Origin of the sequence: Paenibacillus sp. FSL R5-0766, from assembly GCF_037971845.1 — a bacterium.
Lineage (GTDB): Bacteria > Bacillota > Bacilli > Paenibacillales > Paenibacillaceae > Paenibacillus.
In genome coordinates this window covers 3815090-3831370 of sequence record NZ_CP150227.1, presented here as the reverse complement: position 1 = coordinate 3831370, position 16281 = coordinate 3815090, and the positions used below count along the sequence as shown (strand labels likewise).

The following is a 16281-nucleotide window of genomic DNA, read 5'->3' as shown; positions in this document are numbered from 1 at the left end:
ATATTACTAGTTAGCTGATCGTTAACAATGTAGTAGGGAATGGTTATCTGGCTATCTTGGTTTTCCGCAGTTCCAGTTCAGCCTGGCGATATTCCATCACCTGGTTAAAGCCGTAGTTCACACGACGTATCAGAAAATTTTCAAAAATTTTGTCAAAGGCAACTTCATCCTTCGCTGTAATCAGTTCTGGCAGCACTTCTTCCCAATTCTGAGAAATACGTGACCAGGCTAACGCGATATCGGAATCCCCTATAGGATCTAGTCCCTTATAGATGCCGCTGTCCAGATCGGCCTGTTGGTTGGCGAACTTCTCCATTTGCTTAATGGACTGGGCATTCTCTGGTCTCCACTTGTTAACGTAAGCAGGGTTTCGCAGCATCCAGTAGGTATCCATAATGCCATATTCCTTTTCCAGCCGCTCCCTATCCGTGTCATGCAACTGAACCATTGCCGCCGTCAACTGCGGTTTGCCGTTCTTCATCGCCCAGGTTTCACCTTCTTTGCCCAAAAATAAATCCCTTTGGCCTTCTTCGCTGGCCAGATAGGTCAAAAATCGGATGGCCCGTTCAGGGTTTTCCGTGGATCTGCTAATCATCGTAACCATCCAGCCATCCATGCTGCCGGGAAACAGTTTCGCTGTTTCTCCCCTGCTGCTCCGGGGTCCATCTACAGCAATATAGTATGAACTCTGATTCGTAAGGACTTCCAATTTCGAATTGAGGTCCGATATGTCTGTCCATTCCCGAATCATCATAAAATATTGGGCATGGTTGGTTCTTTCCTGCACCTGTGCACTGGAGTCGACCAGAAAATCAACATTAATCAGGCCCTGCTCGTAAGCGATACGAAATGTTTTCAGCCACTCCATATAATCCGGATCTGTCATTCGGTCGTATACTTTACCGTTCTGTTCATGGGGGATCGCAAGCAGATTCTGCAAATATTCGGTCATCCCATAGGATGCATTCCCCTGTGCCCAAAACGGACTGATCAGCTGGCCTTTATAAACAGAATATTGATTCTTCAGCAGTTGCAATGCATGTAGAAAACCTTTCGGTGTGGTAAGGTCCGGTTTGCCCATCGACTCATACAGATCTTTACGTACGAGAAAGGTTTGGTTCGCTCCCGTCAAGCCGGTTGAACGCATCTGTTCGGGACTGTACGCATCATTGGGAATGACATAGGTATGGCCGTCTTCTTGCCGATACCATTGTAGAGCACCATCACCTGCTACCTTGTAAAAGTAAGGATCATACTTGTTGGCTAGCTCATCCAGGGCATAGATGAGATTACTCTCTCGAAGTTTGTTAACCGCACTCTCCCAGGAACCGATGGTTATCAGATCCGGCAGACTACCGGTCGTCAACATCCGTGATAACATCTCGCTTGGTTCACCAGTGGATACTTCAAATTCGATATTGACCCCTGTTTTTTGGGTGACATATTTGGAAGTCAGGCTCTCACCCCAAGTGTGCCCGTACCATTCGGCTCCAACGAACCACGTTAGATTCACGGGGGTGGTATCCAGCTTCCATGACGGTTCTTCCAGATTCAGATTAAGGCTCTGTATCTGCTCCGTGAAGTCAGCCTTTGTCGAAGCACCCCTATCTTCCGATTGCTCTGACTCAGAACAAGCAGACAAGCCCGACATCAGACACATCATCAATAAGGCTATAATAAAAGGACTTCGAAACATAAACACCTGAGCGCCTCCTTTCTATACTGGCCATCTCCTTCCCCATCTGCACCAGCATTCATACTAGTGGTGGTACAACCGATTTTACTACCCTTGGATTAAAATGGAAATGGTTTAGTGGTCGATTCGCAGATGATCCGCAACATTCCCCCTAACGAAACATAACTTGTAATAAATCAATGGAAGGGAGACCAATTCGTGTATTTAATCTGGATACTTATTGTCGGTGGGCTAATTGGCTGGTTAAGTGGAAATCTGATTGGACGGGACGTGCCGGGAGGCGTACTTGGCAATATCATTGCGGGCTTTGTTGGATCGTGGTTAGGGTATGAACTGTTGGGACCAAGGGGGCCGGTGGTGGGTGGATTTCATATCATACCCGCGATCGTCGGGTCGATCATTGCTCTCTTGATTTTCTATGCTCTGGCGCGCGGTGGAGCGTTCCGAAGACGTTAACAGGCGGAGACGACAAGTTTTTACCCAATTGATTGGGTATTGAAGTAAAGCTTCTTTCGCCACCGTTGCATAATCTTCTTCACAAAGTGTAGTTTCCACCCGCTAGTCGAATAAAGCCGCCGATCCTGTTGATCGGCGGCCTCCTTTGGTTTCTAATCGGGAATGGGAACATGATCTTGTCACATGCCCTCAGTCACCTCTGCCTGTCCGGCTGTTATATGCGTTCATTAATTCTGATCAGTAATTTCTTTAAGATTTGCTTCTCCTCGTCATTTAGGGCTTGAACGATTTCATCCTCTACTTTTTGAAAAGAGTTATTAAAGTCTTCAATCAAGTCAACCGCTTTTGGTAATACATAAATATTTTTTTGCCGTTCATTATTGGCCGGGATTTTCCGTTCGATGAAACCTTTTTGCTCTAGACCTTGAAGCATGCTTGTAATGCTTGCCCCACGCAGATGAAATCGATCTGCAAGATCCTTTTGAATAATATGATTATCTTGATTCTCATAAATATAATCGATTACTTTTCCTTGTTGAGAACTTAATCCTAGCTCTTTTATACTCTCATCCGCTCTTTTCTTTAACTTAAGACCGATAATTTGAAACAATTCCATATAAGGCGTATCTTCTCGGGAATGCATGACCGTCCATCGTCCCCTCTGTAATTGTTAGGAATCTAATTGTAAGTAGCTAAAATATACAGTGATCCCAGTTGACTTGTCAAACAATTATTAGACTATTGACTGTTAGATATCTAACAGTTATACTCCGAAGTGTTCAGTCACAAACACATTAGGAGCCATTCCTGTAATGAAGTAATTTGAGCTTTGAATGAAAAATGCACCTCTAGTATACTGGGAATCGTTGTTCCGGACAAGAACAATACCCACATACGAAAAGAGGCGCACAAATGAAGTATAAGATGAAACAGAAACAGAATCAACGTATTACGCGAATTACGGAAGGTACGCTAGTCATAGGAGCAGACATTGCCAAAAAGATTCACGTAGCTAGAGCGGTAGATTTCCGTGGCATTGAATTAGGAAAAGACTGCGTGTTCTACAACGATCAGGAAGGGTTAACTAGGCTAGTAACATGGATGAAAGAACTTCAGGAGGTTCATCTGAAAACGGACATTGTTTTCGGAATCGAGCCTACCGGGCACTACTGGTTTCCGCTAGCCGCTTTTCTGGAAGCTCGAGATATCAAGATCGTCATTGTGAACCCGCATCACGTAAACAAGAGCAAGGAACTTGAGGATAACTCGCCGACGAAGAGTGACTATAAGGATGCCAAAGTCATTGCAGATCTCATTCGAAACGGGAAGTACTCGGAGCCCAAATTGCCGGCAATGGAATATGCCGAACTACGCATCCTCATGAATTTCCGTGAGAAGGTTATGGTGAGTTTAAACCAAGTCAAGGCACGTGTGCATAATTGGTTCGACCGCTATTTTCCAGAGTATTTGAGCGTGTTTAAAGATTGGGAAGGCAAAACTTCCTTGATGACCATGCGCCAGTTTCCGACACCGGAAGAGATCGTCTCTACAGGCGCCAGAGGCGTTCTCGCACACTGGAAAACGGAAGTGAAGCGCGGAGTCGGTATCAAGAGAGCGGAAAAGCTCTTTGCGACAGCCGGGATATCCATCGGGCTTACCGAAGGGTTACGAGCTGCGAGACTGGAGCTTCTGAGCTTGCTCGACCAGTATGAGCTTTTCTCTAAACAGGTGGAAACGACCATGAAACAGGTCATGGATATCTTGAGTGAGATACCGGGAACGACGCAGATGTTGAATATCCCAGGCGTTGGCGCGGTTACCGTTGCAGGATTTCTGGCTGAGGTTGGCGATCTGAGTCATTACGACCACGGGCAACAAATCATCCGGTTGGCGGGCTTGAATCTAAAAGAAAATAGTTCTGGTAAGCGTAAGGGTAAAACTGGCATTACCAAGCGTGGACGATCTCGACTAAGAGCTCTATTGTTCCGTTGCGTCATGCCAATGGTAGCTAAGAATGAGGAGTTCAAGGCCCTTCACAAGTATTTCACAACACGAAGTCAAAATCCGCTGAAGAAAAAACAGTCGCTCATCGCGCTCTGCGGCAAACTGATACGCGTCCTGCACACGCTGGGGACGAAGGAAATAGAGTACAACGCAAACGAAGTTCTTGGTCCTGTACGACAAGCGCAGTTACAACAGATTGCAGCTTAGTTCAAAGAATCAATAGCCTGAAATCTCGACTCGTTCACAGATGTATAACGAGACAATTGAAGCACCGGAGAAGCCGAAGAATACCATTCCATAAGGGCAACGACCCCGTTTAGGAGCAAGAATCGGCCTCCACCCCTTGGCAGGTAGAACGAAGGAATGTAAGGGCAATGACCCCGCGTGACATGGGAGGGTGAACCCCGAGGGAGATGTGGAGATCCACTGTGCGATCATAAGCATGACCACAGTTTGGATAAAAAATGGAGTCCAAGCTCTGTTCCCGTCACCGGTCATTACAGCAAAATCTGGTTCTGAACCAATATTCCCCCATCAAGCCAAGATGTCGAAGTTGTAAATCTACGAATGGACGAGAAAACAGGCGAAAACATTACTTTATAGTGGGAGGATTTATGATGGAGAAATTAAATCAAAATGCTGGGTTAGAAAAAATTACGGCGATTACAAATGTACGAATCTTTGATGGATATCAAATTATTGCTCCCAGACATATTGTCATTAAAGGGGTGTCCATTATCTCAGTGGGCGGAGACATCCCGAGCGATGCAACAATTATCGATGGTGAAAATGCGACATTAATACCTGGTCTCATTGATGCACATGTTCATACCTCAATTGGCGGATTACGATATGCCTTAAAATTCGGTGTTACAACAGAACTCGAAATGAACGGCGATTTTACGAAAAGAGGGCGCGAAATTCAGCTAAAAAATGTGGATGACATCGCAGACGTTCGATCTGCTGGGACAGCGATTACCGCTCCTGGTGGGCACCCGGATGAATTACTGCCTGATGGAGATGAAATACCTGAATTCGTATTAAAGGAACTAGAGAAGTTATCGGAGGAAGACCGGGAAGCAATGTTGGCCGCCTACGCTCACGATCACGACGAAATACCTCAAGTGACGACGGTTGATGAAGCGATCAAACATGTGCATACCCAAGTGGAGAATGGATCCGATTATATTAAGATCATGATTGAAGAGGGAACGGTTATGGGGGCACCTGGCCTGCCTGTTCTAAGTGACGAGATTCTAAAAACAGCCGTTACTGAAGCCCACAAGTTCGATAAGTTGGTCATTGCCCACGTCTTGACGGCTCTTTCATCGAAAGCAGCCATCGATTTTGGAGTCGACGGTTTGGGCCACTTGTTTATCGACAGACCCGAGTACACGTCCGAATTGGTTAAATCCATAGCTGATTCTGGAGCTTTTGTTACACCGTGCTTGGTGTTAAATTCATCGATTATTGGTAATTCGGCATCGGAATTGGCTAATGATCCACGAGTTCATTCCAAATTAAGTCCGGATTGGATCGATATTTTGAACTCAAGCTTCAATACATTCCCACAAGGTAACATGGAGAACAGCTATAAAAATGTGATGGATCTTCACCGTGCCGGAGTTGATATTCTTGTAGGGACGGATGTCGCACCGGTTCCCGTTCCGAACCTTGGTGGCCTTGCTCATGGGGCCAGTGTTCACCACGAAATGCAGCTGCTGGTGAAGGCTGGGTTCACTCCGATTGAAGCTCTACAGTCGGCTACTTCCAAACCGGCCCGTTGCTTTGGACTACATGATCGTGGCCGGATTACCGAAGGTGCACGTGCTGATCTTATTCTTATAAACGGTGATCCGATCACTAATATTTCAGATACCTTGTCAATCCAATCCGTGTGGTTCAATGGTTCGCAAAAACTAGGCTAAAACTAGTAGATTATATCTTCCTAATTGTAAAATCATTAAGAAGAGGGAGTGCAAAATGCAGTCCCTCTTCGACTTTAATCTATTTTTCCAAATCTTAATTTTTTAGAACGATGCCCAGGTGAGCCATCTACATCTCAGATTTAATGTAACCAGAAACTATTATTTCCCTTACCTATTTAGAGCACTCTTGGACCAATCATGTAACTTATTCAAGTCTACACATCTTTTTTCCATCAGTGGGTTATCCCATCTTCATGATCCAAGATTTCCGGTCCATTGTAAGCAATAATTCCTGGTGAGAAATCTATGTCATCAAACTCATTTGCACAACTACATATTTTGTTTCCTTCCCTAAGTGAGTTCAAACCACGTCATCAAATTCATTATTTTTTACATTTGTCCGTTTCATTTTTTACTATAGTTCCCTGGTCCCTTGGCTTGATACATCAGCGGTTTTATTGTATCAATTTTCGTAGTAGAGGATTTGAATACAACAAACAGCGCCATCACTTTCGATTGAATCAGCGCTGTTATAGCAGGTATATCATTTTTTCAGTTTCAGCGCATTGATAAGTCACGGAATGAGTAGATGCGATATGTATTTTTGCCTTCCGCTTTGGCAAGATAAAGTGCTGCATCTGCTTTTTGAAGCAGTTCTTTTACTGAATCGTCTTCTTCATAAAAGGCAATGCCGATGCTTGAAGTTGTATAGAGCTCCTTCCCGTCGAGTATCCAAGGGAGCTGCAATGTTTCTAAGATGTTTTCCGCCAAAAGGCTGAGTTCTGAGGAGGATTTGACATGAGGAAGTACAAAGACGAATTCGTCACCACCCATTCTGGCCAGGACATCGTGTTCTTGAAGACAAGCTCCTGCTCGCTTTACAAATTGCCGTAGCAATTCATCCCCCGCATCATGACCTAATGTATCATTAATCTGTTTAAAATTGTCTAGATCCGCAAACATGACGGCTAGCTGGCCAACGCTTGTCGTTGCTGCACTTAAAGCATCGCTGAGCATTTTATTGAGATATCTCCGGTTAGGGGCACCGGTAAGTGCATCATGATAACTTAATTGTTCCAGTTGAACTTGGTACTTTTTCCGCTCTGTAATTTCTCTTCCCACGAGCATCATGTTTTTAAAATCACCGTCCTCGTCGAACATTGGTGTCCCTTTCATCTCCAGCCATACAGGATAGCCCTGTTCATGCTGTCGCTTTATTTCGTAGGTAAACGGCTTTCTCAAAAGCAACATACTCATAAATACTGTACGAAACTTATCGTCCACATCTCCATTTGGTTGGTAGAATACCCATTTACCTATATATTCTTTTGGATCGAAGCCAAGCACCATTTTATGAGAAGGAGAGGCATACTCCACAATGCCATCCAGGTTGATCAACTGGATCAGATCGAGGGAGTTATCGGCTAAGAGGCGATAGCGCTCTTCGCTTTCTTTCAATGCCTTAAGCAGCTGCCTGTACTCAGTAATGTTTTTAGCTACTCCAAAGATCCCATTTACCTTACCTTCAAAAAACAAAGGAACTTGCTTAATTTGCAAATAAACAATTTCTCCATTTTTATGATGGGCTTCGGCAACATATTGACAGGATGCACCCTTTAAGACTTCCGAAAAATATTGACTGATCAAATCAAGCTGATGTTGACAAAAGAGATCTTTGTAGGATGAACCCATGATTTCTTTCTTTTGAAACCCTAAACACTCTGTAACCCCTTCATTTACTTCTACGATCGTTCCTTCGTTCGAAACGATAAAAGTGGCATCTGGATTGTGATTTATGATTGATCTAAATGCCTCAATGGACTGCTCGCTCAAAAACTCTTTCATACTTCCCGATCAATCCTCCGCTAAAATGGCTAAATTTGTAGAATAACTATACAATATTTTAGCAAATTTTGTTTTCATTTAATATTACTAAAATTATCCAATCGCACATCTTCTGCTGCTGATCACTCAATTCCTCCAATAAAAAAAGCCGATCCATTAAGGAAAGACTTTGGCTGTTATATGTACAATAATGGGTAATCGTGTGACGGTTTTAAAAAGATTGGCATCCATACCGTCCGCCCTTACAAAATAAGCTGCCCGTTAAGGCAGCAGCTTTTTAGTTCAGCAGAATTGACGTTAGCAATCCACCCACTAACTTCAAAATTAAAATTGCCCTGTAACAAGCATGCGTTCTCTGGTTATAGGAATGAGGGATAACACAACCTCTTGAGCTGCCTTATAATCATTACTGGATAATGCGTGCAGCGTATCCCGATTAATTCCGATCGCACTGTAGTGCTTGATATGCGGAGTTCGCTTGAAGCGGACGATGGAGTACATGTAAAGTTTATCCCGAAAGGAGTCAAATGTGTTCAGCATTACGCCATTGTTCAAGGATTCAACGATCTCACGCATGAAAAGAAAATGATGTTCGGTGTATAAGGCATAGTCATTCCTTTTCTCGGCGGTCCGCTGGACCTCAACATGAGCTGCAAGTGATTCAAGATTTAAGTAGATCTCTCGGTTCGGGTTTTTCATCATTTCGAAAGAGTAAAAAAGCATGGATTGAATCTGTTCAATCAGATCAAGAAATTCTTTACCGCCTACATCCTTGACCAATACGCCACGATTCTTGAGGGAAGTCACATAACCTTCTGATTCAAGGCGAGCAATGGCATGACGGATTGGTGTACGGCTCATTTGATACTCCTCCGCCAATTCGTTCTCTGAAAGCAGGGTTTCGGGCATTAATTCACCGCAAACCATTCGCTCACGAAGCATCATGTATGCTGTATCGACAAGCGATATTTTGTTCATATCATAATCCCTTTCTCTCATTGATGAGGACTTCATTTGAATTTTAATGCGATCTACACATTTCATCCTATATTACCAGTCTTAGGAGAAGTTACGCAACCAGACTGAGACAAGAAGGAGTCCGACACTGTATCCCAGTTTCTGGACTCCATTTTTTTAAATCAGATATTTGTTTTGAAGAGCTGTCCTTTGCTCGTCACTAATGCCCAGTCCCTCTTTAAGATACTGATCAAAAGAACCGTAGTTCTCGTCGATTGCTTCAAGTGCCGCTTGGATAAAGGCCGCTTTCATCATTTCCGGAATCACTCCCTTAAATCCAGGCATTTGATCCATGTATTTTTGATAATCCTTGTTGCTTCCGGAGAGGAAGCGCTGCATGAGTCCGTCCACCGCGAGATTCGTCAGTTCATAGTCTTCAATAACTACATCTCGCGGCACACCCAACGTGAGAAGGATCACTGCACATACGACTCCGGTCCGGTCTTTGCCGGCTGCACAGTGGAACAAGGAGGTATCCCGCTCTTCTTTTAATAGTTCATTTAGGATAAGTGCACATTTATCCGTATTTAAGATCATCGCTTTGTAGCCTGCATGCAGATCATGTCCGATCTTCTGCATTTCCTCAGGACTTGCTTCCGCCATAAAGGGAATATTCGTGTTGATCGCATGGCCAATGGCTGGGCTTGGACGGCTAGCTACTTCAAAATCACTGCGCAGATCACAAATCCAGTCAATACCGAGCGCAGTGGCCGTATGCAGGTCCTGCTCACTAAGCTCATGCAGATCAGCAGACCGCAGCAGCATTCCCCATCGAGTCGTACGACCATCTTCTGTGAGATAACCGCCCATATCACGGAAATTAATTACTCCATCGGTGTAAATCATGCGATCGCTAATGGTTGATATCGACCCATTCGTGAACTTCACATGATAATAGTTTCGGCCTGGAGACACCGTTCTCGTAAATACTGCTCCTGCCGGGTCGATTTGTATATCAAGCAGTGTGCTGTTGGATTCAATCAATTCCGGTAGAACAGAATGGTAAACTGCCTCCGCCTCCATGTTCTCTTCCATATTCCAGGCTAACGTAATCCCGTTATTATCGCTATACCTTACCTGTACCTGAGGGCCTTGTTTCATAAGTGAATTAGATGTTGACATTGATATTCCTCCTCAAAGTGATATTCATCGTTATGCACATGAATGAATTAGTTTTGACGTATTTTTAGCTTCATTTTGTATCGGTTTGCCACAAATTCCACGCTGAATACCATGACGAAAACGACCAATCCGACAAACAAAGCAGCCGCAAAGTTATAGGATTTCATGGCATGAGTCATCTCATATCCAATACCTCCCGCGCCAACCGCACCGAGAATAGTGGATTCGGCAATACCGCCTTCCAGTTGCAGTACGCACCAGGCAATAAAGGCTGTCTTCACGGTAGGCATAATACCTTGCATGACAATCTGCAGCCAGCTGGCACCCGTAGACTGCATCGCTTCGAGTACGCCCTTGTCGATTTCCTCCAGTGACTGGGCAAATACTTTGACAAGCATGCCTGCCGCAGAGACGGCAATCGCAAGCACGCCGGGAAGCGGTCCTAGACCAACGGATACGATAAAAATCAGGGCCCACACGATCGTAGGAATCGCACGAAGCAAGGAAGCCGCGCTTCGAATGATCCAGGCAACGAACGGATGAGGTGTCAAATTGCTTGCAGCCAAAAAGGAGAGAAAGAACGCTACGACGATCCCCAGCACCGATCCAAGAATGGCAACTTGCAATGATTCTACAGCAGCGAGCAGGACATGGCGCCAGGCCGAGAAATCAGGTGGAAACATGGTTCCCATGTAACCGCCGAGTTTCGTAAAGCCTTGGGCCATCTTAGAATAGTCGAACTGCAGCTGAACGAGACTGAACACAAAAAGCACAGCAATAAGCGGCAAACCGATCACGAACAGCTTGTTTCTTTTCGGCTTGGGTGGCTCTGGTATGGAAGTATACAGCGTAAAAGATGGCTTCGCTTCGTTCATTCGCATACTCATATGATTCGCTCCCTTACGCGATTGGTGATCATTTCCACAACAAGAACGATAACGAGCACAAGCAGCACGGCCATGCTGGCTTCCTGATACTGAAACAACTTCAATTTGGATTGCAAAATAAATCCGAGACCACCGCCTCCAACCATACCTACAATTGTAGAAGCGCGTACGTTGATTTCGAAGTTGTACAAGCTCCAACCGATAAACCCGGGTAAGAATTGTGGAAACACGGCTTGGGACAACACTTGTAAATAACTCCCGCCAGCAGCTCGAACCGCTTCTACTTGTCCCATGTCAATTTCTTCAAGCACCTCGGCAAAGGAACGAGTCAACATACCAATGGAGATCAGGATCAGCGACATTGTACCGACTACAGCCCCCAGTCCAAACGCAGCAACAAGCAGAATCGTCCAGATAATTACCGGAATGTTACGAAACAGGGATGTAGCTGCACGAACAAATACCTGAAGGTAAGGGTGAGGGCTTGTCGTGGCCGCGGCTAAAAAGGATAACATTCCTGCTACAACCGACCCGATGACCATCGCCACCACACTCATATAAAGGGTCTGCATGGCAGGTTCAATGAGCTGGGAAAGTGAAGATAAATCAGGTGGAAGAAAATCAAAAAAGATAAATCGGAAGCTCTCCCCTACCCCTGCGAACAAAGCTCCAAATGAAAACTCTGCGCCGATGGAAGACCAGATGATGAGAGCCAGCAGCACGATAAAAAACAATATCGTCTGTGTGCGTTTCATTTTTCGGGCAGATTGTAACTGAGCCGCATTCATGTCAGGCTGTCTCCTTCACTTTGGGATTGGTCTGGTTGTATATGAGCCGGATCATATCTTCCGTCAGTTCATCAGGTGTCCCGTCAAACACCTTGGACCCTTTATGGATACCGATGATACGGGTTGCGTATTTCTTCGCGATATCTACCTGATGCAGATTGCACAGGCAGGCAATGCCTTCCTCTTTGCAGATCGTATACAAGTAATGCATAATCGTCTCTGAGGAAGCAGGGTCGAGACTGGCTATGGGTTCATCTGCCAATATCAAATCCGGCTTTTGAGAAAGTGCACGTGCAATACCCACTCTCTGCTGCTGACCTCCACTGAGTTCACTGCCCTCTTATACATCTGTTCATGTAAACCAACACGGTGAAGCATAAACTTGGCGGCTTCTGTATCTGCTTTTGAGTAAAGACCTAGTGCCCCTTTCAGCGGATTCATGTAGCCTAATCGTCCATGCAGAACGTTATTAAGAACGGACACGCGGGTGACCAGGTTATAACCCTGAAAGATCATGCCCATATGGCGGCGGAGTTCACGGAGCTTTTTACCCTTGATGCCCATAGTTTCACTGCCTTTAAACTGAATCTTTCCGTTTGTCGGCTCGATCATTCGGTTCAGGCTGCGCAGCAAGGTGCTCTTCCCCGCTCCGCTCGGTCCAATGACGACAACGAACTCTCCAGCATTAATTGTTAAGTTCAAGTTATCAAGAGCTTTTGTTCCGTCGGAATATACCTTGGACAACCCTTCCACCTGTAAAAGTGTCATTTTAATTTCTCCTCCTCTCAAGTTTGAATTCTACTTCTTCAGCAGTTCTTCAGGGGACATATCCAGTGCTTTGGCGACTTCGTGGATTGGATCAAAGTCACTGTCACTGCCTTCTACAAAACGGGCTGCGCCGACACTTTCCAGGAATTTAGGATTTTTCGTATCGTAATCCAGCATAAGATCACGCAGCTGTGTAACCAATTCCTCTGGCAAGTCTTGACGATAAAGCAGTGGAGCCCCACCGACGATCGGATCGGATTCGGCAATTACGCGGAAATCTTCCTCTTTAATAAGTCCTGATTCTGCCATCATCGGCACCATGAGACTTGACGTCCCAATCCCATCTGCATTACCGTTTGCCAGTGCAAGCAGTGATTTGTCATGTCCACCGGAGAACGCTACACTACCGAAAAAGGAATCCAGTTCCTTATTGGAAAGACCTAGCTCTTTCATTAATGTGGCACGTGGGTACAGATTGCCAGATGTTGATGCCGGATCGGCAAACAAAAAATCTTTTCCTTTTAGGTCCTGTACACTTTGATATGGAGAGTCCTTACGAACAAGGATGACTGTATTCGATTGTTGATCACTTTCGGAACGGACAAGCAGTTTGGCATTGGCTCTTTCCGTAGCGATGATGTAACCAAATGGCCCGATCAGTCCAACTTCAATTTTGCCTGCACGCAGGGCTTCGATAACCATGTTATAATCTTCAGCTACAAAAATTTCCGCAGGAATGCCGGTTACTTCAGTAATGTCTGTTGCAAGCTGTTCCTGAGAACGGTTCATCTCGCCCTCTTCGCTTGGCATAATACCGATTCGGATTACTTCTGGCATTCCGCCTTCACTGGAGCTTGAACTTGCTGATGCGCCGCATCCAGACAGGATGACAAGCATAAAAACAAGCGACAGGATCAAGCTTTGATAACCTTTACGTTTACTATTTTTCACAATGTATACCCCCTGAAATTTGGTTGCTTCCATACCGGATTATCTGGTACACAAGTAGGATACAAGTTGAATGTAAGAAGAATGATTTGGTGAATCACCGAATTTGTAAAACATTTACCGGACTATGTTTTGTCAATTTAGGCAATCAGTACAAGTTCTTCTTCTTGGCTCGGGACACGAAACTTTTACCGATAAACAAAAAAAGCCGCTAATATAGCGACTTTCAATGGGAATATCTTCTTGTCCCTCGACAGATATGAAGAGTGACACAATCTACCCAAAGGATAACATTCTGCCACTATAATTGAATGTTACATCGCTTTCTAAGTAACATTCAAAAAATATAATTTGCTCTTCACTGACAGATTTTTATTTTTTTTATTCTTTATTTTCATCTACAGACTTTTCAGAAACTCAACAGATATTTTCGCGGATTTATTCATATATGTAGAGGTTGCATAGCTAATTTTGTTTTAAAATGAGATCCACTGTTTCTATTCTTTTCTTCTAAGTATAGTTATAACATAGAGACAAAAAATACCGACCCTTCAACTTCAAAGGTCGGTTTACCCATTTGGGAGAAGAAAACAATGGTTTTAAATGCATTATATCCACCCGATGTGGTTATATACCTTATTCTGCTTGAACTTTCATGTTCATTTGAGCAATTCTGTAATATCAACGTTCATATGTTCAGTAAGCATTAAGGTTACATCTACTTTCACTTTGCTCCATAATAATGTCATTTTATGAATGTAACCTCTCACCGAATAATCTACCGTTAAACTCAGCTCGGATCTCACTTCATCTATGATTTTAATATGATGTTCCTCTAGCCTTTGTTTTGATTTGTACATCTCTAAAGCAATTTTCTTTTGGGTACCGTCTAGATAGTCAACATACACAGATTTCATTTTGAAGTTTGAAGCGTATATTTTATGCTTATCTACCTCCAGAGCACCTAAAAGATAAGGGAGCTCCACCACCCTCTTCACGAGCGAAAGTTCCTCGAAAGTCTGACGCACTTTACACGCCTCCTTCCTCAAGTTTCACAGCGACCAATTGATCAAAATCGACCCATTCAAATCCATTCTCCATTTCAATTTTGATTTTCTTTCCAAAGGTACTGACTGAAGTGACGATCCCATGTATATACCGATTGCCCCACTCATGAAAAACTTCAAAGGTGGCTTGCAACGTATAATTGAGCGACATATCTATATTTTGAGTAATAATCTCCCACTCATCTTCATGGATCAGCGGTTTCGTTAGATAATGAATTTGAGTACGATGCTGTATAATTCGTTCTTTATGTTGTGGAAGCATCATTCGGCTCGATTCCCATAATCCATTGGCCTCCAGTTTTTTGCTCATTTATAATGCCCCCCGATTTTAGATGCTCGATCGATCGCTTGACCCGCAGCCGTAATGGAGCTCGCTCGTAGAATGGCAATGTCGCCAAATCGATCTTTAATATCGTCCATCACCTGATCAATGGCCCGTTTCTGCTCTTGATCATCAAAAAAAGATAATTGATATGTATCCGCGTTGGATAATTGAGACAGGGATACGCCTACACGGCGCACAGGTTGCCCATCCCAGTGTTGATGGAATATGCGTTTGGCTATCTTGCATACATCAACGGTTATGTTTGTAGGATCAGACAGTTTAACCTGCCTGTGAAAACCAGTGGGGTGGTCAAAATCCGCTCCAGATACACTTACGGATACGACACTACTCATCAATCCCTTTTGGCGGGCTCTTCTGCATACTTCTGTGCAGATATCGAGAATAACCACTTCGATCTCCCAAGCCTCTGTGAAATCTCTAGGCAGGGTCATTCCGTTTCCGATATCTTTTTGTGTACTGTGCGTATTGACGGTTACCGGCGAATTATCGAGTCCATTTGCGACTCGCCAGATGACTTCTCCATTAACCCCCCACTTACTTCTTAATTTGGAAAGAGGCGTATTCGCCAGGTCTCTAATGGTTCGGATGCCCATCTTCCACAGATGTTTTTCCATTCTTGAGCCTATTCCCCACATATCGCGGATGGGCTTATCTCCAATATGGAGGTGTAACTCCTCTTTCTTTAAGTGGAAAATACCCCCCTCTGCTTTTTTAGCGATCATATCGCAGCATAATTTACTGATGATTTTGTTTTCACCAATGCCAGCTCTTGCGTAAACGCCTGTTTCATTATAGATTTTGTCTTGAATTTGCTTGGCCAAATCGACTGGATCATTACCAAATAGATGCATAGACCCTGTAAAATCAGCGAATAATTCGTCTATACTGTACGGTTCGACCAGATCGGTGAACTCCTCAATAATGGACATGATTTGAGTGGATACTTCGATGTATTCTTGCATGTGTGGTCTCACAATGATCAGTTCAGGGCACTTCTGAAGAGACTGCCAGAGTGGTTCCGCGGTAGATACACCCTTCGCTTTGGCTAGTGGACAAGCGGCAAGGATAATTCCAGAACGTCTTTCGGGGTCTCCCGCGACAGCTAAAGGTCTAATTTTGTATTGAGGCATTTTTACCTTTTCGACTGAAGCATAAAAGCTCTGCATATCAATGAGCATAATGGTTCGTTGCTTAGTCAACACTGTAATCACTCCTGTACTTTTAAGAACGTATGTTTGTATATATTATAGACCGAACACACGTTCTTTATGCAAGAGGTAAATATTTATATTTAGCTTTTGAAAACCCTTGGACACCATAATGAACTGTAGACTGGATATTGTCAGCCACTTTAGCATCATCAAAATTAATTCTTAGTTTTATTATTGATGCACAAAAAACCAAGTACT

The 16281-nt window shown here is 44.1% G+C and carries 15 protein-coding genes and 1 pseudogene; 3 read left to right on the top strand and 13 right to left on the bottom strand.

What is annotated here, in order from left to right; all coding sequences use genetic code 11:
• Positions 1 to 43 precede the first annotated feature (43 nt).
• Entirely contained in the window at positions 44 to 1696 is a 1653-nt protein-coding gene (locus MKY66_RS16350) for an extracellular solute-binding protein (protein ID WP_076215427.1), read from the bottom strand.
• A 198-nt stretch (positions 1697 to 1894) separates the two neighbouring features.
• Here MKY66_RS16350 and MKY66_RS16345 point away from each other — a divergent pair, with 198 nt between their 5' ends.
• Positions 1895 to 2152: a GlsB/YeaQ/YmgE family stress response membrane protein gene (locus MKY66_RS16345; protein WP_074095306.1), complete on the top strand. Its 258-nt coding sequence runs from the start codon at positions 1895 to 1897 to the stop codon at positions 2150 to 2152.
• A 214-nt stretch (positions 2153 to 2366) separates the two neighbouring features.
• Here MKY66_RS16345 and MKY66_RS16340 read toward each other — a convergent pair whose 3' ends face one another.
• Positions 2367 to 2795 carry a MarR family transcriptional regulator gene (locus MKY66_RS16340; protein WP_076215171.1) on the bottom strand — a complete coding sequence of 143 codons (429 nt, stop codon included), beginning with the start codon at positions 2793 to 2795 and terminating at the stop codon, positions 2367 to 2369.
• Between the two features lie 281 nt (positions 2796 to 3076).
• Between MKY66_RS16340 and MKY66_RS16335 the strand changes: the two genes are divergently transcribed.
• Both MKY66_RS16335 and MKY66_RS16330 read left to right on the top strand, forming a co-directional pair.
• On the top strand, positions 3077 to 4363 hold the full coding sequence (locus MKY66_RS16335) for an IS110 family transposase (protein WP_339807180.1): 1287 nt from the start codon (positions 3077 to 3079) through the stop codon (positions 4361 to 4363).
• Between the two features lie 410 nt (positions 4364 to 4773).
• The gene (locus tag MKY66_RS16330; protein ID WP_076216827.1) at positions 4774 to 6084 is read left to right on the top strand and encodes an amidohydrolase family protein; all 1311 of its coding nucleotides are present in this window, start codon (positions 4774 to 4776) and stop codon (positions 6082 to 6084) included.
• Between the two features lie 558 nt (positions 6085 to 6642).
• On the opposite strand, the gene MKY66_RS16325 is transcribed toward MKY66_RS16330, so the two are convergent.
• The 11 genes and pseudogenes from MKY66_RS16325 to MKY66_RS16275 all read right to left on the bottom strand — a co-directional run bounded on the left by MKY66_RS16325 (position 6643) and on the right by MKY66_RS16275 (position 16071).
• Positions 6643 to 7929 (bottom strand): diguanylate cyclase, encoded by a 1287-nt coding sequence (locus tag MKY66_RS16325; RefSeq protein WP_076216828.1) that lies wholly within the window; start codon positions 7927 to 7929, stop codon positions 6643 to 6645.
• 324 nt (positions 7930 to 8253) lie between these two features.
• Positions 8254 to 8907, bottom strand: coding sequence for a GntR family transcriptional regulator (locus MKY66_RS16320; protein ID WP_047844352.1), 654 nt, complete (start codon positions 8905 to 8907; stop codon positions 8254 to 8256).
• 156 nt (positions 8908 to 9063) lie between these two features.
• The gene (locus MKY66_RS16315) at positions 9064 to 10068 is read right to left on the bottom strand and encodes a tyrosine-protein phosphatase (protein ID WP_076216829.1); all 1005 of its coding nucleotides are present in this window, start codon (positions 10066 to 10068) and stop codon (positions 9064 to 9066) included.
• 47 nt (positions 10069 to 10115) lie between these two features.
• On the bottom strand, positions 10116 to 10955 hold the full coding sequence (gene phnE / locus MKY66_RS16310) for a phosphonate ABC transporter, permease protein PhnE (RefSeq protein WP_076216830.1): 840 nt from the start codon (positions 10953 to 10955) through the stop codon (positions 10116 to 10118).
• A complete protein-coding gene (gene phnE / locus MKY66_RS16305) occupies positions 10952 to 11743 on the bottom strand; it encodes a phosphonate ABC transporter, permease protein PhnE (protein ID WP_076216831.1) in 792 nt (263 codons plus the stop codon). The genes phnE (MKY66_RS16310) and phnE (MKY66_RS16305) overlap by 4 nt, the downstream gene beginning before the upstream one ends.
• A gap of 1 nt (position 11744) precedes the next feature.
• The gene (locus MKY66_RS16300) at positions 11745 to 12011 is read right to left on the bottom strand and encodes a hypothetical protein (RefSeq protein WP_339807185.1); all 267 of its coding nucleotides are present in this window, start codon (positions 12009 to 12011) and stop codon (positions 11745 to 11747) included.
• Positions 12012 to 12044: 33 nt separating this feature from the next.
• Positions 12045 to 12511 (bottom strand): annotated as a pseudogene (locus MKY66_RS16295) (ATP-binding cassette domain-containing protein); the annotation flags it as partial.
• Between the two features lie 30 nt (positions 12512 to 12541).
• Positions 12542 to 13462, bottom strand: a complete 921-nt coding sequence (locus MKY66_RS16290) for a phosphate/phosphite/phosphonate ABC transporter substrate-binding protein (protein ID WP_256704378.1) — start codon at positions 13460 to 13462, stop codon at positions 12542 to 12544.
• Between the two features lie 656 nt (positions 13463 to 14118).
• Entirely contained in the window at positions 14119 to 14487 is a 369-nt protein-coding gene (locus tag MKY66_RS16285; RefSeq protein WP_076216832.1) for a hypothetical protein, read from the bottom strand.
• Position 14488: 1 nt separating this feature from the next.
• Positions 14489 to 14836, bottom strand: a complete 348-nt coding sequence (locus tag MKY66_RS16280) for a YolD-like family protein (RefSeq protein WP_076216833.1) — start codon at positions 14834 to 14836, stop codon at positions 14489 to 14491.
• Positions 14833 to 16071, bottom strand: coding sequence for a DNA polymerase IV (locus tag MKY66_RS16275; protein WP_256704379.1), 1239 nt, complete (start codon positions 16069 to 16071; stop codon positions 14833 to 14835). The genes MKY66_RS16280 and MKY66_RS16275 overlap by 4 nt, the downstream gene beginning before the upstream one ends.
• Between the last annotated feature and the right edge of the window lie 210 nt (positions 16072 to 16281).